Origin of the sequence: Salipaludibacillus sp. CF4.18 (assembly GCF_051262595.1) — a bacterium.
Taxonomy (GTDB): Bacteria; Bacillota; Bacilli; order Bacillales; family Salisediminibacteriaceae; genus Salipaludibacillus; species Salipaludibacillus neizhouensis.
This window is the reverse complement of the sequence record NZ_JBIMEV010000011.1, coordinates 21,713-46,457: the sequence shown is the minus strand read 5'-3', so window position 1 is coordinate 46,457 and position 24,745 is coordinate 21,713. Positions and strand designations below refer to the sequence as shown.

Genomic DNA, 24,745 nt, shown 5'->3' with positions numbered 1-24,745 from the left:
TTATATAACTTCCCATATTGCAGCAATTCCTTGGCCGCCGCCAATACATAATGCAGATGCTCCATACCTTTTGTTCCTTCTCTTTAACTCATAAAGTAATGAAAGACTGATTCTAGCTCCACTTGCCCCGAGTGGATGCCCAAGCGCAACAGCCCCTCCATTAACATTTCCGATTTCTGAGTTAAAACCTAGTTCTTTTTGACACGCAAGGTATTGAGCAGCGAAAGCTTCATTAATTTCAATCAAATCTAAATCATCAATACTTAAATTTGCCCGCTCTAATGCTTGACGAATGGCTGGCGCTGGTCCGATACCCATATATTTTGGCTCTACCCCAACAATTCCCCATGAGACTATGCGTGCTAGTGGTTTAAGATTTCTCTTTTGTGCATATTCACTTGATGCTAAAACTAACGAAGCCGCGCCATCGTTAATCCCACTTGCATTTCCTGGCGTAACAACTCCGTTCTCTTTAAAGCGAGCTGGTAATTTACTTAGCTTTTCCGTGGTTGTATCTCGTGGATGTTCATCTTGATCAACCACCTTATCCCCTTTTCGACTTTTTATCGTATACGGGACAATTTCTTCAGAAAAATAGCCTTTTTCAATTGCATGTATTGCTTTTTGATGACTATTAACTGCAAACTGATCGATTTCCTCACGAGATATTTCATATTTTTCTGCAAGATTTTCGGCAGTGATTGCCATAGAACACTTTCCATAAGGGTCGTACAACGCTTCCCATAAATAATCTTCCATCGGCGCCTTGCCAAGCGGCACTCCCCAACGTGCTCCTCTAACCACATGAGGAACTTGGCTCATATTTTCTCCCCCGCCAGCTAATGCAACAGATCCTTCATTTAATTGAATGGATTGAGCTGCATTCACTATTGCTTGTAGGCCTGAACCGCATAAACGGTTAACCGTTAATCCAGGAACATGCTCTGGGATGCCAGATTTTAAGCCAACATGCCTTCCCATGTAGATAGCATCGTTGCTAGATTGAATAACGTTACCCATTATAACTTGATCTACCTCTTCTGGTTCAATGGCTGAACGTTTCATTGCTTCTTTCGCAGTAGCTGTAGCTAAGTCAATCGCCGATACATCGCGAAAGGAGCCTCCGAATTCTGTAAACGCTGTCCGTGCACCATCGATTACAACAATTTCTTTATTTACCATGAGTCTCATCCCCTCCCTATCTACCAGTGAATTCTGGCTTTCTTTTATCGATGAATGATTTCATACCTTCTTTACGATCTTCGCTTGCAAATGCATTTCCAAAGCATGCCGCTTCAAGATCTAACCCAGATTGCAGATCAATGCTCCCCCCTTGATTAACAGATTTCTTTAACATTTGCATAGCTATGCTTGGCTTTTCAGCTAATTCTCTCGCCCATCTTGTTGCCTCGGAAATCAGTTGATCCAGCTCAACTGATTTATTCACAAGACCAAATTCAACTGCTTTTTCCGCATCAACCATCTCACCAAAAAATAGCAATTCCTTGGCTTTTGAAGGACCAATCAGACGAGGTAAACGTTGTGTGCCTCCACCACCTGGGATAATACCTAAATTAACTTCCGGTAATCCGAATTTTGTATTTGACGAACAGATTCTAAAATCACATGCAAGTGCAAGTTCGCACCCTCCACCTATAGCCAATCCATTTACAGCCGCAATGACAGGTTTACTAATCCCATCCACCTTGTCATAGGCAAGTCTAGAGATTCTTGACATTTCTAGCATTTCTGCCCCATTCAAATTCATCATTTCTTTTAGATCCGCTCCTGCAGCAAAAGCACGGTCCCCTTTACCTGTAATTATAATAGCCCGAACAAGAGGGTTTTTCTCTAATTCTTCGAAAAGAACAGAAATTTCTTGATATAACTGTGTATTCATCGGGTTATAAGGAGGACGGTTTAAATAAACCGTTGCTACGTGATTTTCATCCAGATTATAATCTAAAGTTTCCATATCTCCATCTCCTTTTACTTGTTGTTGTAATCGTACCATCCTGCTCCCACTTTTTTCCCAACTCGACCAGCTCTAACAAGATTTTTTAGCGTAATTGGTGCTGCAAATCGTGCATCCTTGAACTCTTCATAAAAGTAATCCATTACATGAAGACCTATATCTACGCCTGCATAATCTTGCAATGCAAATGGCCCCATCGGATAATTCAGTCCAAGCGTTACTGCTTTATCTATATCCTCAGGGGTAGCCACACCCTCTTCTACTAAACGAATCGCTTCAATAAATTGTGGAATCATGATTCGATTCACAATGAATCCTGGTGTATCTTTCTTAACTTCGATTGGTTCTTTGTCTAAATCTATTGATAGTTTCTTCAATTCTTTTACAGTTTCATCACTCGTTTGATAACCTCGAACAACTTCTACTAACTTCATAACTTGTGGTGGGTTAAAAAAATGCATCCCAGCTACAAGATGTGGTCGCTTTGTAGCTGAGGCAATATCTGTAATTGACATAGAGGATGTATTCGAAGCAATGATTGCTTCCGGTACAAGAATTTCATCCAATTGTCGAAATACCTCTTTTTTAGCCTCTAAATCTTCTATGATTGCCTCAACTACAAATTCACAATCGCTCATATCCTCTAAACTTGTTGTAAACGTAATACGTTGTATGATATCCGACTTTTGTTCTTCCGTCATTTTCCCTTTTGCAATTTGTCGATCCATTAGTTTTTGCATACGTGCCAATGCATTATCTAAGAAACGCTGATCTACATCTCGAAGAATAACAGTAAATCCTGATATTGCTGCTTGGTGTGCAATGCCCCCTCCCATTGTTCCAGATCCCACTACTCCTACAGTCTTCATCATTTAAAACCCTCCATAATTTTTATTACTATAATATTAGTTTTGTTGTATCGATGCTTAATTAAATACTAATATTTTTTTAGATTATTTCACACCTTAAAAATAAGGAGTTAAACGCTTTCATTTCCGCAAATCTATGGAACTTTAACTCTATAATGAATGTTGTGTCGCCAAATGAATGCCAATCACAGCAAGTTCATAGTCTTTTCTATCCCTAATGAGTGGTTAATGAATTGTGTATACATCAGCACATACATAGGTAAGCTTCAATTCCTGGATTCTTTTCGATGCTTTTTTAAGAGTCTTAAGACGGCGTTTGTAACCCAGAGTTTCACTAATCAGACTTTGTTGACATTCAGTTAATCTGTGTCTTGTTGGAACTCAATAAAGAAAAATCTAAGGATATGCTTGGACTAGCGTAGGTGGTGAGTGTCGATACTTTTTTGTCGTGTCTTCACTGTGAATGTTAAAAAGCGTTCCATTAAAAGGTCGATTGATGAGAAACGATAGACAGCTTTCTTAGCAAGGACCGTTAGATTTTTTTCCTTTCATGCGTTCTAAACAAGTTCTTGTTTCCAAAGATCAAACAAAAAATCTTTTGAAAAAATATAAACAAGAAAAACCAAAAGACTCGGTAATACCAACTTTTTTAGATGTTTTAGCAACTGTATTATTTAAATGTGGATGTTAATTCATTAGTAGTTGCATCTTGCACTTTATTCCCTCTTATAATAAGAAGCATCTCTTCTGGATGGTTAGTGGATTCTCGACACATCAACTATGCCAATGATGGGATGTTTTTTCCTAACTATTTTTCTGGTCAATGAACATGCCTTAGCAGATACTAGCTTTACAACCAATTAAGCGAATGACGTTTTTCTAGTTACGAAAATTGAATTTTTTGAAAGCACCAAGCACCTATACCGTTGCAAAAAATATTTCAGTACATTTTTTTGAGATGAGAAGCTTTCTTTTTATGAATGGTATCAACGTCATACTGTCATGTAGCTCAAACAGTACTCATTAAGCTCCTAATATGAACTCACCCAATTTTCCTAACATATGAGGAAAATCGGGTTCCCTTTTCCTTTCATTTTAGGTATTAAATATATAATACTTGAATGTAAACTAAAGTTATATAATTCAAAATATTTTGGAAATAGAATATTTGAAGGTGGTGGCTTCTTATTAGACTATAAATTATGGGTATTTTCGTTCAGTTTTGATACCGCTTACATTTTATCTAACAATTTATAACATCAAGTTTATTAGTTTTTTAAAATAATTATAAAAGGGGTGTTAGAATGATCTTTAAAATAATTCAATTTGTTTTATTTATTGTATTTATCCTAATATTAGTGACTGCATGTTCTAATAACGAGAACACAATGAGCAACAGTAATACAGACAATAAAGAAGAACAAATTAGTAATACAACGAATACGGACGAAGTAATTACGTTAATGGTTGGACACGTTGCACCTGAGTCACACTCATACCATCTTGGACTTTTGGAGTATGCAGAAGCTGTAGATGAAGAAACCAATGGTCAAGTTCAAATTGAGATCTATTCCGGTGGCCAAATCGGTGGAGAACGTGAAATGGTTGAGCAGGTAACTTTAGGTTCTTTAGACATGGTCCTTTCAACCAGTGGACCAGTGGGAAACTTTATAGAGAACTTTGCTGTTATTGAAATGCCTTTTATTTATAGAGATTTAGATCATGCATACAGCGTATTGGATGGTGAGATTGGTCAAGATTTATTATCTGAGCTAAGTGAAATAAATGTTAAAGGACTTTCTTTCTTTGAAAAAGGTTATAGCCATTTTTCAAATGATAGTCATGATATTAATTCTCCTGATGATATGGTTGGCTTGAAAATGAGAACTATGGAAAATGAAGTCTATATAGATATGTATGAAGCATTAGGCGCAGATCCAGTTCCAATTGCGTGGCCCGAAGTTTATACCTCCGTTCAACAAGGCATTGTGAATGGCGTAGACAATACCATTGGTGCACTAGAGTCTACAAATATTTATGAGATACAAGAATCTATTAGTTTGGCTGGATTATATTACTCTTCTGCTGTATTAATGATTAATCAAAATGTATTTGAAGGTCTTTCTAACGATCATCAAGAGGCATTAGTTAAGGCTGGTAATGATGTAACACCAATCCAACGAGAAATTAACCAGGGTCTTGAAGAAGAACAACTAGCAACAATGGAGGAATTTGGTGTGAACATTATCAGACCTGAAGAAATAGATTTAAAAGCTTTTCAAGACGCTGCTGAAGTTGTATACAATAAGTACAATAATAGATTTGACGACTATATAGAGAGAATACAAAATGAGGAATAGGTTGGGCCTGATGGAGAATTAGGAGAAGTCCTAATTCTCTTCAACATTCCTAATCTTGTAAATTATAATAGATGATTGGTGGAAATCCAAATATTATTTCTACCGTAATTTTAAATAACTAAAAGGTGGTGAACGTTCATGTGGGAAAGAGTTGTAAAAAAAACCAACCGAATAGTTGAAAACCTGACCTGTACTTTATTTGTTGTAATGGTTTTATTGGTCTTTCTACAAATTGTTTCCCGTGTATTATTTAGTTCATCTTTTGCATGGACAGAGGAATTAGCAAGATATCTCATGATATGGATTACCTTTTTAGGTGCTAGTGTAGGTTTTCAGTATAGTTCGCATATCAGCGTTGAGTATTTTATTAATAAATTTAAGCCCCGCTATGCAAAATGGATGCAAGTTACCGCTTCAACTGCTTGTTTAATTTTCTTATCTGTATTGTTAATTAAGGGGATAGATATTATAGATAGATCTATGATTCAAAAATCTGCTTCATTACGTATACCAATTGGTTTCATATATTACATTATGCCCATCAGTGCTATTTTAATGGCCATAAATATCATTGATATTACGTTAAAAACTATTAGAGTTAATCCAACTGGCGTTGAAAACTAGAGAAGGGAGAGGATTATTTGGTAACTTTAATGTTTGTTATTCTGATTATACTCTTCGTTATAAATGTTCCGATTGCCATTGCATTAGGATTAACTACTATTAGTATTTTTTGGATTAGTGGAGATGTTCCGTTAATAACACTACCTCAAAGAATGTTTGCAGCATTAGACTCTTTTCCGCTAATGGCAGCACCGTTTTTTATATTGGCTGGAAAACTAATGGAGCACGGTGGTATATCAGAAAAAATTGTTGAATTTGCAAAGAGTCTTGTTGGACAGTTAAAAGGAGGATTAGCACATGTTTCAATTTTGACATGCGTAATTTTCGCAGCCTTGTCTGGTTCGGGAGCTGCAACAACGGCTGCTGTAGGAGCAGTAATGATTACTGCAATGGTAAAAGAAGGATATAACCGCAACTTTTCTTCTGCAATTCAAGCGGCAGGTGGTACAACAGGCATGATCATTCCACCAAGTGTCCCCCTTGTGATGTACGGAGTGTCTGCAGGTACTTCTATAAGTGATTTATTTATTGCTGGCCTTATGCCTGGCTTGTTGATAGGGCTTTCATTAATGCTTGTAGCATTTATTATTTCTAAAAAGGAGGGTTATGGGGCCTCTATTGAAAGCACTAGTTTCAAGCGTATTGCCGCCACATCCAAGGACGCTTTTCTTGCATTGTTAATGCCTGTCATCATTTTAGGTGGTATATACGGAGGAATCTTCACCCCAACAGAGGCTTCTGTTATTGCTGTTGTATATGGTTTTTTTGTAGGTTTCTTCATATACCGTCGATTAACCCTCGATGTAATAAGGACAATATTAGTAGAGTCTTCTATAACTTCATCAGTTATTTTATTTATTATTTCTACCGCTTCATTATTTGGTTTACTGATTACAAGAGAACAGATCCCACAGTCATTTGCAAATCTTTTTGTTACTTTAGATTTATCTCCTATATTGATTATTTTATTAATTAATTTGTTCCTCTTAATTGTTGGTACGTTTTTAGAAACAATTGCGGCGATTATCATTCTCACCCCCATATTGTTACCCGTAGCGGTAGAGATTGGTGTTGATCCCGTTCATTTCGGAATTATTATGGCAGTGAACCTATCCATTGGGCTAATTACTCCCCCAGTAGGTGTTAGTTTATTTGTTGCATCACAAGTTGGAAAAACTAAATATGAGGGAGTGGTTCGTGCAATATTACCATTTTTACTTATGATGATAGTTAACTTACTATTAATTACATTTATACCAGCATTGAGTATAGGGTTAGTAGGAAGATAAATTGTAATTAAAAACTTAGGGGGAAATTATTATGGTTATTGGAAGTTTAGCAGAAAATTGTGCCAGACGTCATCCGAATCGAGCAGCAACAGTATATGAAGGAAAAAAACAAACATTTAAGCAATTTAACCAACGTGTAAACCAACTAGTACATGTATTCAAAGATCTTGGTTTACAAAAAGGTGACAAAGTCGCTATTTTAAGTCGTAATAAGCCAGAAGTATTAGAAATTTGTTTTGCATGTGCTAAATCTGGAATAGTTTACGTTCCTATTAATTTTCGGTTAACAGGAAGGGAATTAGAATTTGTTATTAATGATGCTAAAGCAAAAGTTATTTTTATAGATGATACCTATATGGAAACTATTCACTCTATAAAGGACAATCTTAATGTTTTACATTCGTTTTCTCTGAAGAATGAATATGAAAAACTATTAGAAGGGAAACAGTCAAATGAAGCTGATAAAAAGGTAATTTCTAAGGATGATTTATTTGCAATATTTTATACTAGCGGTACAACAGGAAGCCCTAAAGGAGTCATGTTGACTCACGAAAACTTCCTTACAGCAGCAATAAACCACACCATAGCTTACGGATTAAGCCCTTCTGACGTGTGTCTACACGTCATGCCATTTTATCATACTATGGAATGTTCGATGGTCGTCTCTCAATTCTATATTGGAGGAACAAATGTGATCATTGATAATTTTGACCCTCACCATTTCTGGATACTAGTAAATGAAGAAGATATCTCCCATATTACGATGGTCCCTACGATGTTGACAAGCACAATTAAAGCATATAAAGAAGGAGAGTATAGTAAAAGTAGCCTAAAGAGTATTTCTGTAGGAGGACAGGCGCTCCCTGTTGAATTATTGAAAAATGCTGTCAAAACTTTAGGAAAAAATCTAGTATTTATTGTTTACGGATTAACAGAAGCATCTCCATTAATTACTTACTTGCCAAAAGAAGATGTTGTTACGGAAGGTGAAAAGGCAAAGCGTCTTGCTTCGGTTGGCAAAGAATTCTTTCATTGTGAAGTAAGAGTAGTTGATGATGATGGTAATAACCTCCCTTCCCATTCAATAGGCGAAATAATTGTAAAAGGACCGAATGTTATGAAGGGCTATTGGAATAAGGAAAATGCAACAAATGAAACACTTAAAAATGGATGGTTATATACAGGTGATATTGGAAAATTTGATGAGGATAAATATCTATATCTTATTGATAGGAAAAAGGACATTATTATTAGTGGTGGAGAGAATATTTCTCCACGGGAGATTGAAGAAGTCTTATATACTCATGAAACAGTTGTAGAGTGTTCAGTTTTTGGAATTCCAGATGAAAAATGGGGAGAAAAATTAGTTGCTGCTATTGTAGTAAAAGAGAAACAAGTATCAGCCGACGATTTAATTAACTATTGTGGTGAACGATTAGCAAGCTACAAAGTGCCAAAAACAATTACTATCAAGCATGAGTTACCCAAAGATCCAGTTGGTAAAATTCAAAAACGTATTATTCGTGATCAGTATATACAAAATATAAACGAAATGAAAGAAGGATTAGCATGAAAAAAGGTAGGAGTTATAAAGAAATTAATGTCGGAGACAAAGATACATTTAGTAAAACAATTACTGAAACAGAAATCATTATGTATGCGGGCTTAACAGGTGACTTTAATCCTATCCATATGGATGCCGAATATTCGAAAAAAGGAAGATTTGGTGAAAGAGTTGCTCATGGAACTATTACATTAGGGTTAATTGCACCTATTATTGGCATGCAGTTACCGGGACCAGGTGCCATTTTATTAGATTTAAACTCTCGTTTTCACGCACCAGTTAAAATTGGTGATACAGTTACTGCCTATGCAGAAGTGATTGAAAAAATAGATAAGAATCAATTTATAAAAATGAAATTTACCTTTAAAAATCAATTAAATGAAATAGTTGTATCAGCTACAGCAATTGTACTAGCTCCAGATAAATGATTCAGCCGATAAAATTTACAATAACGATTTAAACTCTTTGCCATTATAAATATTGGAAGTATAAGCTTTTGTTCCCGGGGGCTTTCGCCCCCGCCCCCTCATCAAACCATACGTGCAAATTCTCCTCATAGAGTTTTCCTTCGGGGCACCCAGCATTGTGGCCACCTTTGTCGCATTACTAACGCCTTCGATGTAACTATTATTAAAGGGATATATAAAAGACTGAAGGTTTTCTTGTTTCCATCGGGTAAAGGTCTTTGTGACTTCTGAAAGGCAGGTATCTCGGCGTCTTTCACAAGGGAAATCCACGCCTGCAGTCCTGCTTTGGCAGTCTCAGAATTGGAGTTCTTAAACCAATGATCTAACGCATTCTTAAGCTCATATGCTTTTCTCAATTCGTCGTGCCCTTCCAATACTTCCTTCACTCGCCGTTTCCCTTTGTCATTCAGCTTCTCCGGTGATTTCCAAAGCAACTCTTTACTTCGTTTCATCCGAATTCGCTTCTCTTTCCACAGGTCGTGTTGCACTTGACGTCGAACCTCATCGAAGGCCCAGTAGACTTGCCTCATATAGTGAAAACGATCGGCTATGATGAGGACATCACCCAACGCACGGCGTATCGCCTCTTTGAATGCTTTGGATAAATCCATGACGACAATTTCCACACTCCCATAATCACATCCACGAAAATACTTCTCAATGGTTTCCACGCGTCGATTAGGCAAGATATCAATGATCTCACGGTTTTCTACATCAAACGATCTTCGTTTGAAATCTCTCTCCACCAGCGTCACCTTTGAATTCATCCAATGCAATTGCCCGAGGAAGTACTTTTCTTACGCTGATTTCTCGCTGATCAAATAAACGAATGCAGCGATTCGCACTCATTCCTTTGATTCTAGCGACACTATGGAAGCTCATCTCTGTACACAATCCCAATACTTCCTGTTCTACCATCGCCGTTTGTCGTTGATACCGATTTAAAAACGATAGTTTCTCAAAGAATGTGTGACGACATGCTAAACAACGATATCGGCGTTTCTTCACATATAAGTCGACACGCTTTCCAGATATCCGATCCCCCCATGAATTTTCTGTTCTCTATAGCTATGAATCCGTTATGTTTTTGTTTGACAGGCTGGACAGTTTGTTTACGTACCGTTGTATAGAGCTCAAACCAAAAGCCATTCTCTTCCTCTCCGCTGTCGAAAACATGAACGTGAGCATCTTTAATCCCTAATAAATTTGTGATAAAATGAGGTTGCATCTGAATTTTCTCCTTTGGCTTTTGTGTGGTAACTAAAGCTTAACAAAGAAGAGGATCAGGTGCTTTTTTTATGCTCATACCTCATTTCCTGATCTGGTAGGGGACACCACAACATTTAGTATTGAGCCTTTATCACTTCACCTTTCGTTTAGATGAAACAATGACTAACGCTATTTTTCAAGCAGTAAGGTTAACCCACTTTTTATAAGGTCATTATAGAGACAACAGCAAGAAATTATATTCAAGGAAAAGGAGCTTGTACTAATGACTGTTAATGAATTTACCGACAAAGTTGTACTCATAACAGGAGGTGCCTCAGGAATGGGATTGGCTTCAGCCAAAAGATTCTCGGAGTTGGGCGCAAAGGTTTGCATTATGGATAAAAATAAAACGAGGTTGAACGAAGTAAATATACACTTATCTGCCAGTGAAGATCAGTTAATGACCTTAGAGTGTGACATTTCAGTGCCATCTCAAATTGAGAAAGGAATGAAAGAAATAAACAATAGCTGGGGAAGACTTGATATCGTTTTTGCCAATGCGGGTATTGGAGGCGTCATGGCTCCTATCGAAACGATGGACATCAAGGATTGGAAGAAAACAATTGATATTGATCTTACAGGCACTTTTGCCACCGTTAAATATGCCATCCCTTTATTGAAAAAACAAGGAGGCAGCATTGTCATTACTAGTTCCATCAGTGGAAACCGAGTTTATTCCCAAGCAGGCTTTAGTTGCTACAGCACAGCAAAGGCAGCGCAAGCTACTTTTATGAAAATGGCAGCTTTAGAGTTAGGTCAATATGGCATTCGTGTAAACGCTGTCTGTCCTGGAGGGGTAGCAACGAACATGAGCGAGAACATGAGCAAATCTCCGGAAGTCCAAAATATTAGTATGCAGCCTCACTTTCCAAGAGGCAATCAGCCCTTAATGAAAGGTTCTGCTGACCCTTCACAAATTGCTGATGCAGTTGAATTTCTAACCTCTCAAAAAGCAAGCCACATTACTGGAACAGAGCTCTATATTGATGGTGGTGAATCTTTACTTCAAGGGTAACGTTCAAACTACTTCTCCACATGAAAGGGGCATTTACCTTTTATCGGTTCTGCATCATCACCGATAAAAAATTGCTTCCACTCGTTATGCGATGGATCCCCGTAATGGCTAATGTCCGGATGTTTGGGTAGGTTGTCCCAAACTTCTACACGTTCTCTTACCTTTTCTCTGGACATTACCCCACCTTTCTCCGTTCCTTCCAACCCTTTGAATATTCGCCTAGGCTGAAAACCGAGTACAAGACTGTTACCGAGATCCCTCGTTTTTCTTTGTTTATAAGCCGGTGCATTTCCAAAAACAAAAATGGGCTCTTGCTTAAAATGAAAATCCCAAAGGTAATGCTCTGGGTCCTTCGGTTGATCACTTGGCCATTTAGAGCCATCTTTTCTATGAAGGTATTGGAGGATTTCCCAAAAATATTCCCGATAGTAGTCAATGCTCTTTTCTTCCTTCTCAGGTTCCACAAAAACAAATAGTCCATGACGAGTCAGCTTAGGTTTATTAAATAAATTTAAAAAGTCACTTAACGTTTCTGGAAGTGTTGACCAGTCGTCCTGGCTAATGTAGGAATAGCGAAGCTCCCCTTTTCTCTCCCCAGTTTGCCCAAAGTAACAGGGGAAGTCTTTTCTCATAACAGTTTGCCTAAATGTTTCATATTCATTATGAAACCAATTAGAATGTTCTTGGTTTCCATCTATGTCTTCCTGTGTTAATAGCATCGATTGACGTGCTTGCATGATGTACCTCCTATAAGAATAAAAAACTTATATATCTCACTGTATTTCAGTAGATTTATTCCCTCTATTCCATGTTACTAAACAGATTATTATCCATATTTTTTACATTTTTAAGCGTGTTTCACAGAGTTAAAACAAATTGTTTTCTTTCATCCTAACATATATAAAAAGGATGTTTCCTAGAAGGCATGCGGATAATCCACAGAAAGCGAAAGGTCATTCTTCAAAACAACCATTCATGAGGTCAAAAAACTTAACATTTCTTTTTGTGTTTGCCCATATGCAAATAGTATTAATGAGTATATAATCAAGGATACTCACTGGAGGGTTGCTACATGGCTAGTCCTAAATTAATAGTGTCATTGATACATTTAACACTTGCAGCGATCCTCCTTCATAACACATACAGTTTAGATGAAATTCAGCCCGCGAATATTTTCGATTCTATTCAATCTTATGAAATAATACACGATACTTCCTTTCTTGTTGAATTGGATAAATTATTTATTACTGTTTTATTAGCTTTGACCTTGGCCTTGCTGTCTACTAAATTAGTTTTAGCGATTCATGAGTATCCAGACTGGTATTTTAGAAGAAACAGAGTTTTATTCACCCCTGTTTACTTTGGAGTTGATTACATTCGCGTTCCCCTTTCGTTATTTGCAGAAATCAAATACACGTAAAGGGGAGATATCCATGATGTTATTTCGCATAATAGTTGTTGGTTTTTTATCATTTTCAGCGCTAAGTGTTTTTTCATTTCAATCGATTGAGGCCGTCAAGGCTGTTATTGAACTTGCGAAAAGGTAATTAATTTCTAATAAAATCCATTACCCTTGATCGGAGGGTAATGGATTTTTATAATCTTAAGCACTTTATTTTAACTTAGCTGGAGCTTTGATTTTTTTACCCCTTATCACTATAAAAGCCAATCCCCCGCTAAGAATTGTTACCACGAAAGAAATTTTGAAAAACGGGGGATAATACACTAGTTTGATTTGATTCATGCCCTCTTTAATCGGAAATCCTAAAAATGTGAAGTTCACCTTTTCTACAGCCTGCTTTTTGTTGTTTATGTGGAGCTCCCAACCTCTTTCAAAGGGAATCGGTAAGACCATATAACGATCATTTCCCTCGTTGTCATAGGTGACCGTCAGTTTATTACTAACCCAATTCACCAGCTCTGTTGCAGAAGCATTTCGGTGCGCTGTTACTAGGGAATGATAATTTTCTTGGTATAACTCAAGATCCGTTAGGATGTATTCTCCCTTTGGGACACGAATCGCAACTCTCTCTGCTTTTGGCACTCGAATGGTTAAATCATCGACATAGGTTTTGTAAATGGATTGATTGTGTTTACGTGTCGTTCTGTAATCATTCACTTTCAAGGCAAATCCTTGACGTTCAGCTAAACTCTCGAGGTGAAAACTGACATAGTAATCCTTCGTATCGCTATCAAGGGGATCAATGACGAGATCAATCCCTCCCGTTTTCTCTTTAACAGATAGCTGATTGTTTTTAAATGTTGCGTCCACTGTTTCAACAGATGCCTCTTTAATTAGATTAGGTATCTCTTCTAGTTTGGCAGCATTATCGATATCAACGTTTTCGACAATAACCCCCTTTAGCATTGCATGTTCTTTTTCAAGGACCGTGGCATGTTCCATATCATGCATAGCGTAAACCTGTTTTTTTGTGGTTGCGAATGGTAAAACATAGCTGTTTTCATAGGCTACATAGTTTTCTGACCTATGTATTTCCTTGAATCCATATGGAATATTAGCCGTATTATCCTTGTTTTTAATCATGTACTTCCCTTGAAACATGCTATATAAATTCGCCCGATTTCCAAGTGTTGCATACCGGCTTACACTTTCCCGACCCATCTCGATATTTAAATCGTATAAATAAAAAAAGAGCAAATTTTTATTTATAATACTTGAATAGACACTCATCCCATTGAAGTCTTGCACAATAGGCGTATTATTTAATAAATCAACCTTCCAATCTATTCGCGATAAAGAATCAGATTCTCTGTTTTTAAGCTTCCGCAATAATTCTCGTTGCTCTTTCCCGTTATATTTGTCACTGAGCAAATGGCTTTTAGATACTTTATTTACTCCACCAGCTTCAAAAATGACATATTGAGATACATTAGCCACAACTAAAGCATTTACCAAAACAATGACATACAATAAATACGTCCACTTTTTAGTTCCAATCCATCTGAAACTAATGACCAATGCCATTGTTATACTTACTAAAGAAATCGTCCCGATACTTATCCAAGAAGAAATTAACAAGGAATCTTCCCTATTATAAAAGACGAGATAGGTGGTAATCATTAACACACTAGCTATGATCATTACCTTTATACTTACCTTGCTCAAGTTCTGGAGACCTGAAGCCACCACACCGCCAACTACAAAAGAAAGTAGATACTCCCATCGATACTGAGGTGCAGAAAACCCGTTAAAAGCACTTGCGACAAGTGGACTGAAATGAAACAGCGTGAACACAATACTTAAGAAAGCAAACACCCGAAAGGTCTTATTTTTATAGAAAGTGTATGTGAAAATAAATATTAAAAATATGGCGGGAAGGATGATAATCGAACTGGCAAACAATATGTTATCTGAAACGTAGATCATTTCAATCGGAAACCTATAGGGCGGCCTATAATTATTTAAATAACTATATACAGCCGGTACAAAGGCAACTGCACTAATCCCTGCCCCGATCACACCACTAAACAAAAATAATTCCCATCGGCTTTTTTCATTTTGTCCCATTCCAAAAACCCATCGAAAGACGATATAAATAATAATAAAAATCAAGTTTACATACGCGAAGTAAAAATTATTGAAAAGCGTTAGTGCCACAGCAAAAATGAACCAAGTTGGACGCGCTTCACGAATGATTTTTTCTACGCCTAAAACTAGCAACGGGACCCAAATCATTGCATCCGCAAAGAACTCCCAATAGGTTACATGGCGAAAATAGATGACCGTTAATCCATAAGCACATGCCCCTATAAAGGAAGCGAACCAATTATTCTTCATATAGTGAAACACAAGTGTTGTTATAAATAGGATCCCTGTTAAACGGCCTAGACTTATAAAAACTGTTGCCTTTGCCCAAAAGATAATATCAGGTGTCTCCACCATATGTAAGGATTCAAGAAGGAATACGATAGCCGTAGTGATAATAAATACAACCGAAGTCGAAAAGTAAAAGGCTAATTGACTGTATGTTCCTCCGCCTAATCCAAATTGATAGGAATAGAAAAAGTTACCGCTTGTATATTGTTCGTAAAGCAGTTTTTTAAATGTTACCATTTGCTGCAACCCATCATTTGGCCCCACCATGTAATGTTCCTGAGTCCACTCTCTTAAAAAAAATAAGTGGGCCAGACTAGCAACAACAAAACAAGAGACAAGAAGTCCAATAAGTTTCCGCTTTTTATCCATGTTAACTCTCCGTTACTTCTTTAAAATTTTTCCTGTGACGATAAAAGTGAGTGGAATTGTTATGAAAATAGACAAGATTGGTGCCGTTGTACTTTCCATCTGGAACTGCTCGATAAAGATGTACACACAGAGAGAAGAGACGGTAATATTAAAGAGCTGTGTAACGGGAAACTGCAAAAATTTAACCAATGTCGGCTTCACTTTAAATGTAAACAAGGAGTTTAAGTAGAATGAAATAACGAAACTGATTAAAAAACCAGCGATATGCGCGACCATATAATTGATTCCAAAAATGCCGTGCAAAAGTAAATAACTCACATAATAATGAAACGTGTTAATGATTCCCACCACGATAAATCTTATAAATTCTCGGTTGGTTTGCTTCATCACTTTTTCCATCGTTAATATTTGTCTCCTGTATTAGATAATGCGGTCTCTTCTTTGTTTCATAGTAAATTCTGCCGATATACTCACCAATGACACCTAGGCAAAATAATTGAACGCCTCCGAAAAAAAGAAATGCAGAAATCGTTGTAAAGTAACCTGGTTGAGTGATCCCATTTCGTAAAATAAGCGATAACTCAGTAAAAATAAAAATGAATGACAATATTAAGGTGAAAATTCCTGTGTAAAAACAAATGCGAAGTGGTCTGTTATTAAAAGAAATAACTCCATCAATACCGTAATTCAACAGTTTTGGAAACGACCATTTCGTCTTACCGTTTTGCCGAGCAACGTTGTCATAATAAATGACTTTTTGATCTAGTCCAATCCAGGAAAACAAGCCTTTTGAAAAACGATTGCCTTCATTTAACATTAATAGAGCATCCACTGCTTTTCTGCTTAACAACCTGAAGTCACCAATACCATCTTTCAATTCCACATCGACTATTTTATTAACGACACAATAGTAAAGAGAGGAAAAACAAGAACGTATCCATCCATCTCCTTTTCGATTACGTTTGGCAATGACTTGGTGATATCCTTCTTCAAAACCGGTAATAAAATCTTTTATTAATATACAGGGATGCTGAAGGTCTGCGTCCATCACAATCACAGCTTCCCCTTTGACATGTTGAAAACCCGCTAAAATAGCTACTTCTTTCCCGAAATTCCTCGTAAATGAAACGTACTTTACTTTTGAACTAGTTAACACGATCTTCTTAATCTCATTTAATGTAGAGTCTGTACTTCCATCATTAACGAAAAAAATTTCATAATCATAGTCAAGGTCATGAAATTCCTTACTTAACGCTTTGTAAATCATTTCAATATTGCTTTCTTCATTAAAAGAGGGAATGATAATCGAAATAAGAGATGATTTCACTTTTTTCACCTACTTTTATAGTTGATCAAACTTTAAGAAACCTAATCACCATATTTTAAGGTTAGTTTGTGCATGTTCTTTCTTTTTTATGAGTGTACTCATTCATCTTTACTTCAACTATCCGTTTTACTTCTTAATTAGGAGCTTCTGAATAACGCTTTGTCATTCGCTCTTAAGAAAACATGATTCGAACCTTCTCACCTGTAAAAAAAACGTACTGAAAAGGAAAGGTCCACTTTTCAATACGCTTAAATTTGTCGATTTGTTGCTACTTTCTCCAATATGGTTTTATAAACTTAGTTGCCACGAAACGCCAAACCTGTCTTGCACCCATCCATACCTTTTGCTAAATGGATACTCATTAACGGGCATGAGAATGGCGCCATCCTGCGATAACTTCTCAAAGGTTTTGTTAATTTCTGCTTCTGTTTCACAGGTCACAAAGAGAGAAATAGCAGGGGTAAAAGTAAATGCATGCTCCACGTTACTGTCGATACACATGTACTCTTGCCCATTCAATGTAAAAGTGGCCTGTAAAACCGTCCCTTCTTCCCCCGCTTCACCAGCGCGATAATGAGTGATGCTCGTTATTTCCGAGTCATTGAAAAGTGATGTATAAAAATTCATTGCCTCCTCCGCTTGACCCGAAAACATGAGAAACGTCTTGATTTTTTGAGTTTTATCCATGGTATTCTCTCCTTTAAATTTCGAAATAAAGTATATTAAAGTTATAATCAGTATATCAGTTTTACGAAGTCGAGAATCTTTTAGAAAGGAAGTCATATATGAAAAAAGGATTGCATGTAAGTAAGCGAACGGCACGTCAATTCCTTCTTCAAAAACTCTACTTAAATAGTGCGGAATCAACTCATGACTTTAACCAAGTGTTCAATCAATTAGAATGTATACAGCTGGATCCTGTTGCTATCGTCGAAAGAAATCATCATCTTGTTTTAATGAATCGATTATCTGATTATCAGCCTCAAGAACTCGAAAGTCATTTGGAAAATAAGCAAGCTTTCGAATATATTGCCAATGCTGCTTGTATCATTCCAATGAAAGACTACCCACTTTTCGAATCACGAAGACAGCATTTCCAAGAAAGCTGGCAGAATGAGCGACATCACTCTAAAGAGACCATCGATACCATCTTAAACCAATTGCACAACAATGGCCCTCTACCTTCAAAAGCTTTTAAGTCCACCTCCAAAGTTGTTGGTGGATGGGACCATCCCGAGAAGGCTACTACAAAGGAAACAACTCACGTTTTAGGGATGCTGTTTCACGCAGGTGAGATTCAAGTTTCTCGGCGTAAAGGAGCAGAGCGTTTTTTTGCTTTGACTAAAGATTCGATTCCAGAAACGTACTTGCAAGAAGCCCAAGAAACACCAATCCGTGTATTAAACGAACGTTTAGTACATAAATACCTGCGTGCTTATCGCTTCATTGAAGGTACCGATCCTCGGTTTGGTTGGCAAAAAATGAAGGCGGCAGTACGCAGAGAAAAAATAGAGTCTTTGGTCGAGAATGATACCCTCCTTCCTATTTCTTTCGAGGGGGTAAAAAGACCGTATTTTATTTTAGCAAACGATGAAGAGGCTCTTCTAAAGATAGAAAATAATACAAGCCAGACATTATCTTCACACGTTTCTTTTCTTCCGCCACTGGATAACCTTTTATGGAGAAGAGAAAGAATAGAGGATTTATTTGATTTTACGTACAGGTGGGAAATCTACACCCCTGCTGTAAAAAGAAAGTATGGACCTTACAGCTTACCTATCTTGGTAGGAGACAAATTAGTTGGGAGAGCAGATCCAATATTAAATCGTCAAGAGAAAACGCTTCAATTGACGATCCATTACGAGGAATCTTGTCACAATCAGGTAAGAGCCGATGTACGCACTGCTTCACGATCTTTTGGGGAAAGACTAGGCGCAGAAGTAACAAATATATATGAACTTTAATTCATCATACACATAAAGAAGGCATTGGAAACGTGAAACGCAACGTTTCCAATGCCTTCTAGCTCTTGTTTTTTATGGTCTTATGCCGCTAGCTTTCTGCATTCTTCTGCACATTCAAAACATGCTTTAGCACATTTCTGACAATGATCATGGTCATGCTTTTTGCATTCATTACCGCAGGCTTCACAAATTTGAGCACAAACCCCGGCTAATTCAGAGACAAATGGAGTCCCTCTTCCTAATGCTTGTTCAAAATATCCGCAAATATCCGCGCACTCTCTATCAAGGCGAATACAATCAGACATCATCTGAATATCATCCTCTTTTAAGCAAGCATCATAGCAGTGATTACAAGCTTCCATACACTCATGCAGTGTTTTAATAACTGTTTGGTATTGTTCATGCGACATCAAGTATCCCTCCTAATATAATCTTACTATCCTCAATACCCAGAACTTTATACTATTAAACCTTTTTTTATCTACGATTAGAAAGTTTGGTTTCTAGGTTATTATCAATGGTTGTATTACATATGAAAATAAATAATTTTCGGCATTTTCTGAGTATCTGGACAAATTTATTTCATTGTTAAAACGAACTAGAATAATCCCTGAAAATATACAAAAAATTAATAGAATATTTCCGAGATATCGTATATAATCTTTTTATCAACATATAAAATACATATAATGGGAGGAACACATGAAGAAAGTTATGGTCTTATTTACTATCGCTGCATTACTATTAACCTTATTTCCATCAGCCGGTTTTGCTGAAATTTCTGATGATAAATTGGAGGTTTATCTGACAGAGATTGAGTGGACAAAAGAAGAGTTAGAGAGCTATCTATCAGAAGAATGGGATACTAGTATAAATGATTTTGAAACTATGAAAGAACTAAAAGATTTTATTGGAGATTTAGTCAATGAAGATTCCCTTGATTACATTTATTATGAATTTGATCTTACTCCGGAGACTTTAGAAACCCTTCTCCAAGAAAATGGTAAAACGCTGGCTGATTTTAAGTTCTACGACGACCTATCTATTTATCTCTATGATCTAACCTATGAAGAAGAGGGTTGGATGGAAGAAGATTGGGAAGACGACTTTGATCCTACTGAATTTTTTGAAGAATTCGGTCTTTCGGAAAGTGAGCTTTGGGCACTATCCGACCACTTAGACTATGTTTTCGAAAAAAACCCTAATGTGATCAATCAACTTGAAAAGATCTATGAGCGTCTTCTTGCCTTTGAGGATTTTGAGACAGCAACGGAATTAACAGCGGAACAAATAGCTGAAATGTTCAGTATTGGTCAAGATATGTTAAGTGCTCTTGAAATTAAAGCGGAGTACTTCCTTACAAAGGCCGGTGAACAGAAGCCAATAACCTATTCTGACTTATTTACATTAACATCACTTGATGGCTATGACCTACTGATTGTTCTCTATGATTTTGACGGAAACAAACTAGCAGATTTCATTATTACTGGTGAGATGGTCAATAGTCAACTGGTTGATGAAGTAAGTGTTGATTTGGAAGGTATAAGCAAAGAAGTCGTTGATAAAAAAGAGTCTGAAGAGGCCTCTAAAGAAAAATCTGAAACCCTTCGTACGGTAAATGGTGGAAAACTTCCTAATACCGCTACACCTTATCCGTCATATATGTTATTTGGCATACTCGTAGCTCTTGGTGGTACCCTAATGCTGCGTAAAGTAAGAGCCTTTTAATATGTCAGACTATCAAGGTCTAGTTAAAAAACGATCGTGGAAACGAATCTTTCTAATGATATTAGCTACTAGTTTACTAGTAGGCGGATTGTGGTTTACTACTACAAATGCATTTAAGTTTGGCAAAGCTATGCTCATTTTTGAAATTCAGCAATCACAAGAGCTCAAAGCTTCAGCGGCTCCCAGGTCCCGAATTGGATCTCTGCAAGAAGACAAACTTATCCCGGTGGCGAAAACTGAATCAGAAAATCCAATACTATTGGAATCAGATCTATCCGAATCAGAGGTTGAATCGAGTATCACTGATTCTGAACCTATTTTAACGGAAGAGAACTGGGTACCTGAAATTGGAGAACTAATGGGTGTATTAGAAATCCCCGCGATTACAGCGAGTTTACCAATTTACCATGGGACCGATGAAGACGAACTCGAAAAAGGCGTTGGCCATTATGCTGATAGTGTCCTTCCGGGGTATAAAGATAATTCTGTTTTATCAGGTCACCGTGATACAGTTTTCCGAAAGCTCGGTGAAGTCGGAGAGAAAGACATCCTCGTGGTCAAAACGAAAAGCGGAGAATATACTTACCGGGTTTTTAATGTTCGAATTGTCGATGCTGATGATCGAACAGTGATTGTTCCAAGCGGCAAAGCCAAATTAACTGTCACAACCTGCTATCCATTCCAATTCATTGGAAATGCTCCTGAACGCTATGTGCTCGAAGCTTATCTTATTGATGAGAAAAGTTATAGTAATGGAGATAAAGTTGTCTTTAATAATAAATAGGGGATACTGAATAATACCTAGTTATTACCTCCGCTTTCTTGACTGGGAAGAAAACATCGTTTCTCAAAAGAGGATGTCTTCATAAGGCTATTAGCCATTATGAGACACCCTCTCCAATAAATACACAGTTATCGCATAGCTAACTGTGTATATTATATATATTTAAGATAATATTACTCTGGCTTTTTCTGAATGATACCAACTTTACCTCTAAGAACATATTCTGTTTTTAAAGAAGTACCAGATTCCGTCTTTTTTTCTTCTGTTCTTCCTACGGTTGTATGGTCTTGATTGGCAAAATCATTGATCAGCTGTTTCATATCTTTTAAAATATCTTTCTTATTCAAACAAATCACCTGCTTTTTCTTTAAGCTATCTGATCTTCTTTTTATAAGCAAGTAACCGGCATCTCTTAATCTATGTCGAAGATTCATTATTATTCGGATTTGCCGAGTTTTCTTCCAGTTGCTTGATACGGTTGTGAAGTTCTTCATTTTCTTCTTGAATTTCCTGAATTCTAAGTCCTTTTGATGAATAATGAGGATCCGTTTCCCACCAGTCCATGCCGATTTCTTTTGCTTTATCAACAGAAGCTACCATTAAACGAATTTTTATCGTTAACAATTCTACATCTGCTATATTTACTTGTATATCTCCTGCAATGACAACACCTTTATCTAATACAGTTTCGAGAATATCTACGAGACCGTTTGATGCTGTCGATTGTTTAATAGCTTGATTATCCATTTTTTCCTCCCCTTTGCATCCGTTTTTCTAGTGAAACCCTAGTCTTTTACAACAAGTTTCCTAGTGGTCCAAGATCTATGTTAAGGTCATCATCATCCAGACCAAATACTTCCTTCAACTCTTCCATTTTTTCTTCAAGATTCATTAATGCTACTCCTAATTTTTCTTCCTCTTCATCGCTTAGGGTACCCCCTTCGACTCGGCGCATTGCCTGTCGCTCTACTAATTGACGAAGAAGTTCAATTACCGTCATAACAAGTTGAGCAAGTCCTTCTTCTGCTTTTTCAGGGTCCAAAGCAATTTTTCCTGTTGGCTTATGTTCTTCATTATTGTTACTTATTAACAGTGGCTGTTTCGGTTCCATGGCCGACTACTCCCCTTTCTGCCTCTTTTATTTTTTGTTCCATTTCCATGACACCTGGTTTCTTTCTAGCCTCCATTAACGTTTCAACTGAAGACAACAGAATGCGCAAATCAAGATAAACAAGGTCAATATCAGCTATGGAAATGGTAATGTCTCCTCGCAATACTACACCCTTCTCTAACACAGCATCAAGGATATCCAGCAAGGAAACATCTTGATTTTTTAATGATTCAGTTTGCATCTATTCCACTCCCGACTTGCCATATATTTAAGTTAGCTTTTAACACTATTTGTAAGACTCTTGAAATTTGCGAAGTGGTAAGCAGGCCATGGTCCAGTAGTTTCAAAGAGTAAACCTTCATTCTCTTCCACTGAATACTTTTGGTATTCTTCCACAAGACGAGTAAATGCTTCGACATTTTCCCCTGTCTCCATCAAATACACACAATTCCAAGACATTTCATCGTCTCTGCCTGTTACTTTTTGCTCCCAGTTCTTCTTGACTTCCGCATTCTGGCTGAATTTAAGAATTTTATCATGTACTTCCTTGCACTTTTTCTCTGTCTCTGCCTTAATCTGATCAGCAATAAACTGATCTAACTTTTTACGAGCAAAAAACTGCTTCCCTTTGGAAAGTCCGGAGATTTCCTTTTTTTTTGCTTCGATCTCACGATTCTCTTCCAAAACTTTTTTCGAAAAAACTTGAGGATCCGAGTAAATTTTAAGATTCCATTCTTCTTTATCTTGAACCTCTTCAAGAATGGTTTTCATTTGTTCGTAATACTCCGACATCATTTGTTCTAGCCGTTCCTCATTTTCATAAATCGTTCCAAACTTCAAGGGTAAAATGGTGAATTTATCGTGGAGAGTGTTCATTAATTCATGATGATGAGATGCTCGCTGCTGCAACCATTTTATATTTTCCACATTTCGCTTGAAATTTTCCTCAGCAAAGTCTGTTGCAGGGACCTTACAGATGACCGCTGTCAGTTCTGTCCATGTATAAAATTTCACTTCGTTGTTAGGATCGATTCCCTTTATTCCAGTAATCTTTTCCGATGATGCTTCTTGTGCCGGTAAAAAAGCATAGACATATATCAGTTCTTCGTTTTCTAGTTCATTCAACTGTATCCTCTCCTTTTACATGCATTTATGCCTGGTCAGAATGTTATCGGCCATCCTCTAATGATTCCCTAAGTTGTGCTTGTTCTTTCTCTTTTGCTATCCGGTACCTACCCATAAGTTCTACTTGTTGCTTCTCATAAACCTCTTCTGATATTTCATCCATTTCCAACATCATTTCTAAATGTACGAGTTTTTGCTGGATATGATCAACGTCATATAATTGTTTGTCCACTTCTTCTTGAACTTTTTCACCAACAAAACGTACTGTGTCGATTGGCCATGTAAACAGTTTGTGAATCATGACGCATCTTCCGCTTTTATTTTCACATCAATAAAATTATAGGCTGGCCATGGACCTGTATATTTAAAGTCTGCACGGTCTTTCCACTTATCATGAAACTCATCGACTTGTTTATCAAACTCTTCCTCCTTTGAACGATCGACGAGAAAAGATGCATTCAACAACATTCTTTCCCCGATTACTTCATTACTTTTTGCAGCATCCGCAATTTTAGCCAATGGTTGAAATACTTCTTCTTCGAATTCAAGGTGGATTCCCTTTACAAATTTTTGGGCCGCTTCGCCAATTCGAATTTTGTCATAGTGAGTTGCTTCATCTTTCTTCCCTTGAAAAGATTGTTTCATTTTGGCCAAGTCCGCTTGCTGACCAGCCTGCTCAGTCATCCATTCTTTTTTACCAATTATTTTTAAACCAACTTCGATTTTATTTTCTATTTTTGGGAAAATAGATTCGAATTTTTCATATAATCGTTCTAATAGTATAAGTGCGTCTTTCTCTGTTTCTAATACATTCCCAAAACTCATTGGGATTACGGTTGTTCGCTTCATCAACTCAGCTACTACTTGCTGATGACTTTTGAGATTTTCACGATTTGGTTCATAGATTTGTACAGGTGCTTCGGCTACTACCATCACTTGGTTTTTATAGGGAACAAAAAATATTTCTCTTTCCTCCCCCGCAAGTGTTACAGATTCTAGATCGCCTGCAGTTTCTGCCTTTACTACCGCAAATAAATAAACTCCGGTGTCCTTACTCATATCAACTC

Annotated in this window: 29 protein-coding genes; 10 read left to right on the top strand and 19 right to left on the bottom strand. The window is 37.0% G+C overall.

The genetic code is table 11. From position 1 onward, the window contains the following. Genes ACHABW_RS09465 through ACHABW_RS09455 form a run of 3 tightly spaced genes read right to left on the bottom strand, consistent with a single transcriptional unit; the run spans nucleotide 1 to nucleotide 2,847 of the window. Nucleotides 1–1,182 (bottom strand): acetyl-CoA C-acetyltransferase, encoded by a 1,182-nt coding sequence (locus tag ACHABW_RS09465; protein ID WP_435755076.1) that lies wholly within the window; start codon nucleotides 1,180–1,182, stop codon nucleotides 1–3. A gap of 16 nt (nucleotides 1,183–1,198) precedes the next feature. After that, on the bottom strand, nucleotides 1,199–1,975 hold the full coding sequence (locus tag ACHABW_RS09460; RefSeq protein WP_435755147.1) for an enoyl-CoA hydratase/isomerase family protein: 777 nt from the start codon (nucleotides 1,973–1,975) through the stop codon (nucleotides 1,199–1,201). A gap of 14 nt (nucleotides 1,976–1,989) precedes the next feature. After that, complete coding sequence (locus ACHABW_RS09455; RefSeq protein ID WP_435755075.1) at nucleotides 1,990–2,847, bottom strand: 3-hydroxyacyl-CoA dehydrogenase family protein; 858 nt, start codon at nucleotides 2,845–2,847, stop codon at nucleotides 1,990–1,992. Nucleotides 2,848–4,148: 1,301 nt separating this feature from the next. Between ACHABW_RS09455 and dctP the strand changes: the two genes are divergently transcribed. The 5 genes from dctP to ACHABW_RS09430 all read left to right on the top strand — a co-directional run bounded on the left by dctP (nucleotide 4,149) and on the right by ACHABW_RS09430 (nucleotide 9,109). Further along, on the top strand, nucleotides 4,149–5,204 hold the full coding sequence (dctP, locus tag ACHABW_RS09450; protein WP_435755074.1) for a TRAP transporter substrate-binding protein DctP: 1,056 nt from the start codon (nucleotides 4,149–4,151) through the stop codon (nucleotides 5,202–5,204). 138 nt (nucleotides 5,205–5,342) lie between these two features. Next, on the top strand, nucleotides 5,343–5,828 hold the full coding sequence (locus tag ACHABW_RS09445) for a TRAP transporter small permease (protein WP_435755073.1): 486 nt from the start codon (nucleotides 5,343–5,345) through the stop codon (nucleotides 5,826–5,828). 17 nt (nucleotides 5,829–5,845) lie between these two features. Continuing rightward, nucleotides 5,846–7,117 carry a TRAP transporter large permease gene (locus ACHABW_RS09440; protein ID WP_435755072.1) on the top strand — a complete coding sequence of 424 codons (1,272 nt, stop codon included), beginning with the start codon at nucleotides 5,846–5,848 and terminating at the stop codon, nucleotides 7,115–7,117. Between the two features lie 31 nt (nucleotides 7,118–7,148). Then, entirely contained in the window at nucleotides 7,149–8,690 is a 1,542-nt protein-coding gene (locus ACHABW_RS09435; protein ID WP_435755071.1) for an acyl-CoA synthetase, read from the top strand. Continuing rightward, nucleotides 8,687–9,109, top strand: a complete 423-nt coding sequence (locus ACHABW_RS09430) for a MaoC family dehydratase (RefSeq protein ID WP_435755070.1) — start codon at nucleotides 8,687–8,689, stop codon at nucleotides 9,107–9,109. The genes ACHABW_RS09435 and ACHABW_RS09430 overlap by 4 nt, the downstream gene beginning before the upstream one ends. 125 nt (nucleotides 9,110–9,234) lie before the next feature. Here ACHABW_RS09430 and ACHABW_RS09425 read toward each other — a convergent pair whose 3' ends face one another. Genes ACHABW_RS09425 through ACHABW_RS09415 form a run of 3 tightly spaced genes read right to left on the bottom strand, consistent with a single transcriptional unit; the run spans nucleotide 9,235 to nucleotide 10,376 of the window. Then, a complete protein-coding gene (locus ACHABW_RS09425; protein WP_435755069.1) occupies nucleotides 9,235–9,894 on the bottom strand; it encodes an ISL3 family transposase in 660 nt (219 codons plus the stop codon). Further along, on the bottom strand, nucleotides 9,863–10,156 hold the full coding sequence (locus tag ACHABW_RS09420; protein ID WP_435755068.1) for a helix-turn-helix domain-containing protein: 294 nt from the start codon (nucleotides 10,154–10,156) through the stop codon (nucleotides 9,863–9,865). Before ACHABW_RS09420 ends, ACHABW_RS09425 begins: the two co-directional genes overlap by 32 nt. Next, on the bottom strand, nucleotides 10,107–10,376 hold the full coding sequence (locus ACHABW_RS09415; RefSeq protein WP_435755067.1) for a hypothetical protein: 270 nt from the start codon (nucleotides 10,374–10,376) through the stop codon (nucleotides 10,107–10,109). Before ACHABW_RS09415 ends, ACHABW_RS09420 begins: the two co-directional genes overlap by 50 nt. A 264-nt stretch (nucleotides 10,377–10,640) precedes the next feature. On the opposite strand from ACHABW_RS09415, the gene ACHABW_RS09410 reads away from it, so the two are divergent. Continuing rightward, nucleotides 10,641–11,432: an SDR family NAD(P)-dependent oxidoreductase gene (locus ACHABW_RS09410; protein WP_435755066.1), complete on the top strand. Its 792-nt coding sequence runs from the start codon at nucleotides 10,641–10,643 to the stop codon at nucleotides 11,430–11,432. Between the two features lie 8 nt (nucleotides 11,433–11,440). On the opposite strand, the gene ACHABW_RS09405 is transcribed toward ACHABW_RS09410, so the two are convergent. Then, complete coding sequence (locus ACHABW_RS09405) at nucleotides 11,441–12,169, bottom strand: YqcI/YcgG family protein (RefSeq protein WP_435755065.1); 729 nt, start codon at nucleotides 12,167–12,169, stop codon at nucleotides 11,441–11,443. A gap of 335 nt (nucleotides 12,170–12,504) precedes the next feature. Between ACHABW_RS09405 and ACHABW_RS09400 the strand changes: the two genes are divergently transcribed. After that, nucleotides 12,505–12,852: a hypothetical protein gene (locus tag ACHABW_RS09400; protein WP_435755064.1), complete on the top strand. Its 348-nt coding sequence runs from the start codon at nucleotides 12,505–12,507 to the stop codon at nucleotides 12,850–12,852. A 192-nt stretch (nucleotides 12,853–13,044) separates the two neighbouring features. Here ACHABW_RS09400 and ACHABW_RS09395 read toward each other — a convergent pair whose 3' ends face one another. From ACHABW_RS09395 to ACHABW_RS09380, 4 genes are all read right to left on the bottom strand, one after another. Next, nucleotides 13,045–15,639, bottom strand: a complete 2,595-nt coding sequence (locus tag ACHABW_RS09395; protein ID WP_435755063.1) for a YfhO family protein — start codon at nucleotides 15,637–15,639, stop codon at nucleotides 13,045–13,047. Nucleotides 15,640–15,651: 12 nt separating this feature from the next. Further along, the gene (locus tag ACHABW_RS09390; RefSeq protein ID WP_435755062.1) at nucleotides 15,652–16,038 is read right to left on the bottom strand and encodes a GtrA family protein; all 387 of its coding nucleotides are present in this window, start codon (nucleotides 16,036–16,038) and stop codon (nucleotides 15,652–15,654) included. After that, nucleotides 15,974–16,966 carry a glycosyltransferase family 2 protein gene (locus tag ACHABW_RS09385; protein ID WP_435755061.1) on the bottom strand — a complete coding sequence of 331 codons (993 nt, stop codon included), beginning with the start codon at nucleotides 16,964–16,966 and terminating at the stop codon, nucleotides 15,974–15,976. Before ACHABW_RS09385 ends, ACHABW_RS09390 begins: the two co-directional genes overlap by 65 nt. A 288-nt stretch (nucleotides 16,967–17,254) precedes the next feature. Continuing rightward, a complete protein-coding gene (locus ACHABW_RS09380) occupies nucleotides 17,255–17,653 on the bottom strand; it encodes a VOC family protein (protein ID WP_435755060.1) in 399 nt (132 codons plus the stop codon). Nucleotides 17,654–17,751: 98 nt separating this feature from the next. On the opposite strand from ACHABW_RS09380, the gene ACHABW_RS09375 reads away from it, so the two are divergent. Continuing rightward, complete coding sequence (locus ACHABW_RS09375) at nucleotides 17,752–18,930, top strand: DNA glycosylase AlkZ-like family protein (protein ID WP_435755059.1); 1,179 nt, start codon at nucleotides 17,752–17,754, stop codon at nucleotides 18,928–18,930. An 80-nt stretch (nucleotides 18,931–19,010) separates the two neighbouring features. Here the strand turns inward: ACHABW_RS09375 and ACHABW_RS09370 are convergent, their stop codons facing one another. Continuing rightward, complete coding sequence (locus ACHABW_RS09370; RefSeq protein WP_435755058.1) at nucleotides 19,011–19,340, bottom strand: four-helix bundle copper-binding protein; 330 nt, start codon at nucleotides 19,338–19,340, stop codon at nucleotides 19,011–19,013. Between the two features lie 292 nt (nucleotides 19,341–19,632). On the opposite strand from ACHABW_RS09370, the gene ACHABW_RS09365 reads away from it, so the two are divergent. Further along, nucleotides 19,633–20,658 (top strand): processed acidic surface protein, encoded by a 1,026-nt coding sequence (locus ACHABW_RS09365; protein WP_435755057.1) that lies wholly within the window; start codon nucleotides 19,633–19,635, stop codon nucleotides 20,656–20,658. A 1-nt stretch (nucleotide 20,659) separates the two neighbouring features. Continuing rightward, the gene (locus ACHABW_RS09360; RefSeq protein WP_435755056.1) at nucleotides 20,660–21,442 is read left to right on the top strand and encodes a class D sortase; all 783 of its coding nucleotides are present in this window, start codon (nucleotides 20,660–20,662) and stop codon (nucleotides 21,440–21,442) included. Nucleotides 21,443–21,615: 173 nt separating this feature from the next. On the opposite strand, the gene ACHABW_RS09355 is transcribed toward ACHABW_RS09360, so the two are convergent. The 7 genes from ACHABW_RS09355 to ACHABW_RS09325 all read right to left on the bottom strand — a co-directional run bounded on the left by ACHABW_RS09355 (nucleotide 21,616) and on the right by ACHABW_RS09325 (nucleotide 24,737). Beyond that, on the bottom strand, nucleotides 21,616–21,789 hold the full coding sequence (locus tag ACHABW_RS09355; RefSeq protein WP_435755055.1) for a hypothetical protein: 174 nt from the start codon (nucleotides 21,787–21,789) through the stop codon (nucleotides 21,616–21,618). Nucleotides 21,790–21,859: 70 nt separating this feature from the next. Then, entirely contained in the window at nucleotides 21,860–22,189 is a 330-nt protein-coding gene (locus ACHABW_RS09350) for a gas vesicle protein (protein WP_435755054.1), read from the bottom strand. 46 nt (nucleotides 22,190–22,235) lie between these two features. Next, a complete protein-coding gene (locus ACHABW_RS09345; RefSeq protein ID WP_435755053.1) occupies nucleotides 22,236–22,553 on the bottom strand; it encodes a gas vesicle protein K in 318 nt (105 codons plus the stop codon). After that, nucleotides 22,522–22,794, bottom strand: a complete 273-nt coding sequence (locus ACHABW_RS09340; RefSeq protein WP_435755052.1) for a gas vesicle protein — start codon at nucleotides 22,792–22,794, stop codon at nucleotides 22,522–22,524. Before ACHABW_RS09340 ends, ACHABW_RS09345 begins: the two co-directional genes overlap by 32 nt. 32 nt (nucleotides 22,795–22,826) lie before the next feature. Beyond that, nucleotides 22,827–23,678, bottom strand: a complete 852-nt coding sequence (locus tag ACHABW_RS09335) for a GvpL/GvpF family gas vesicle protein (RefSeq protein WP_435755051.1) — start codon at nucleotides 23,676–23,678, stop codon at nucleotides 22,827–22,829. 43 nt (nucleotides 23,679–23,721) lie between these two features. Next, on the bottom strand, nucleotides 23,722–23,979 hold the full coding sequence (locus ACHABW_RS09330; protein ID WP_110939074.1) for a gas vesicle protein GvpG: 258 nt from the start codon (nucleotides 23,977–23,979) through the stop codon (nucleotides 23,722–23,724). Then, a complete protein-coding gene (locus ACHABW_RS09325) occupies nucleotides 23,976–24,737 on the bottom strand; it encodes a GvpL/GvpF family gas vesicle protein (protein ID WP_435755050.1) in 762 nt (253 codons plus the stop codon). The genes ACHABW_RS09330 and ACHABW_RS09325 overlap by 4 nt, the downstream gene beginning before the upstream one ends. Nucleotides 24,738–24,745: the final 8 nt, after the last annotated feature.

Coding starts and splice junctions, on each gene's coding strand:
- ACHABW_RS09465 (WP_435755076.1), bottom strand. CDS start 1,182: ATGGTAAATAAAGAAATTGTTGTAATCGATGGTGCACGGACAGCGTTT.
- ACHABW_RS09460 (WP_435755147.1), bottom strand. CDS start 1,975: ATGGAAACTTTAGATTATAATCTGGATGAAAATCACGTAGCAACGGTT.
- ACHABW_RS09455 (WP_435755075.1), bottom strand. CDS start 2,847: ATGATGAAGACTGTAGGAGTAGTGGGATCTGGAACAATGGGAGGGGGC.
- dctP (WP_435755074.1), top strand. CDS start 4,149: ATGATCTTTAAAATAATTCAATTTGTTTTATTTATTGTATTTATCCTA.
- ACHABW_RS09445 (WP_435755073.1), top strand. CDS start 5,343: ATGTGGGAAAGAGTTGTAAAAAAAACCAACCGAATAGTTGAAAACCTG.
- ACHABW_RS09435 (WP_435755071.1), top strand. CDS start 7,149: ATGGTTATTGGAAGTTTAGCAGAAAATTGTGCCAGACGTCATCCGAAT.
- ACHABW_RS09430 (WP_435755070.1), top strand. CDS start 8,687: ATGAAAAAAGGTAGGAGTTATAAAGAAATTAATGTCGGAGACAAAGAT.
- ACHABW_RS09415 (WP_435755067.1), bottom strand. CDS start 10,376: ATGCAACCTCATTTTATCACAAATTTATTAGGGATTAAAGATGCTCAC.
- ACHABW_RS09410 (WP_435755066.1), top strand. CDS start 10,641: ATGACTGTTAATGAATTTACCGACAAAGTTGTACTCATAACAGGAGGT.
- ACHABW_RS09405 (WP_435755065.1), bottom strand. CDS start 12,169: ATGCAAGCACGTCAATCGATGCTATTAACACAGGAAGACATAGATGGA.
- ACHABW_RS09400 (WP_435755064.1), top strand. CDS start 12,505: ATGGCTAGTCCTAAATTAATAGTGTCATTGATACATTTAACACTTGCA.
- ACHABW_RS09395 (WP_435755063.1), bottom strand. CDS start 15,639: ATGGATAAAAAGCGGAAACTTATTGGACTTCTTGTCTCTTGTTTTGTT.
- ACHABW_RS09390 (WP_435755062.1), bottom strand. CDS start 16,038: ATGGAAAAAGTGATGAAGCAAACCAACCGAGAATTTATAAGATTTATC.
- ACHABW_RS09380 (WP_435755060.1), bottom strand. CDS start 17,653: ATGGATAAAACTCAAAAAATCAAGACGTTTCTCATGTTTTCGGGTCAA.
- ACHABW_RS09375 (WP_435755059.1), top strand. CDS start 17,752: ATGAAAAAAGGATTGCATGTAAGTAAGCGAACGGCACGTCAATTCCTT.
- ACHABW_RS09370 (WP_435755058.1), bottom strand. CDS start 19,340: ATGTCGCATGAACAATACCAAACAGTTATTAAAACACTGCATGAGTGT.
- ACHABW_RS09365 (WP_435755057.1), top strand. CDS start 19,633: ATGAAGAAAGTTATGGTCTTATTTACTATCGCTGCATTACTATTAACC.
- ACHABW_RS09360 (WP_435755056.1), top strand. CDS start 20,660: ATGTCAGACTATCAAGGTCTAGTTAAAAAACGATCGTGGAAACGAATC.
- ACHABW_RS09350 (WP_435755054.1), bottom strand. CDS start 22,189: ATGGATAATCAAGCTATTAAACAATCGACAGCATCAAACGGTCTCGTA.
- ACHABW_RS09345 (WP_435755053.1), bottom strand. CDS start 22,553: ATGGAACCGAAACAGCCACTGTTAATAAGTAACAATAATGAAGAACAT.
- ACHABW_RS09340 (WP_435755052.1), bottom strand. CDS start 22,794: ATGCAAACTGAATCATTAAAAAATCAAGATGTTTCCTTGCTGGATATC.
- ACHABW_RS09330 (WP_110939074.1), bottom strand. CDS start 23,979: ATGATTCACAAACTGTTTACATGGCCAATCGACACAGTACGTTTTGTT.
- ACHABW_RS09325 (WP_435755050.1), bottom strand. CDS start 24,737: ATGAGTAAGGACACCGGAGTTTATTTATTTGCGGTAGTAAAGGCAGAA.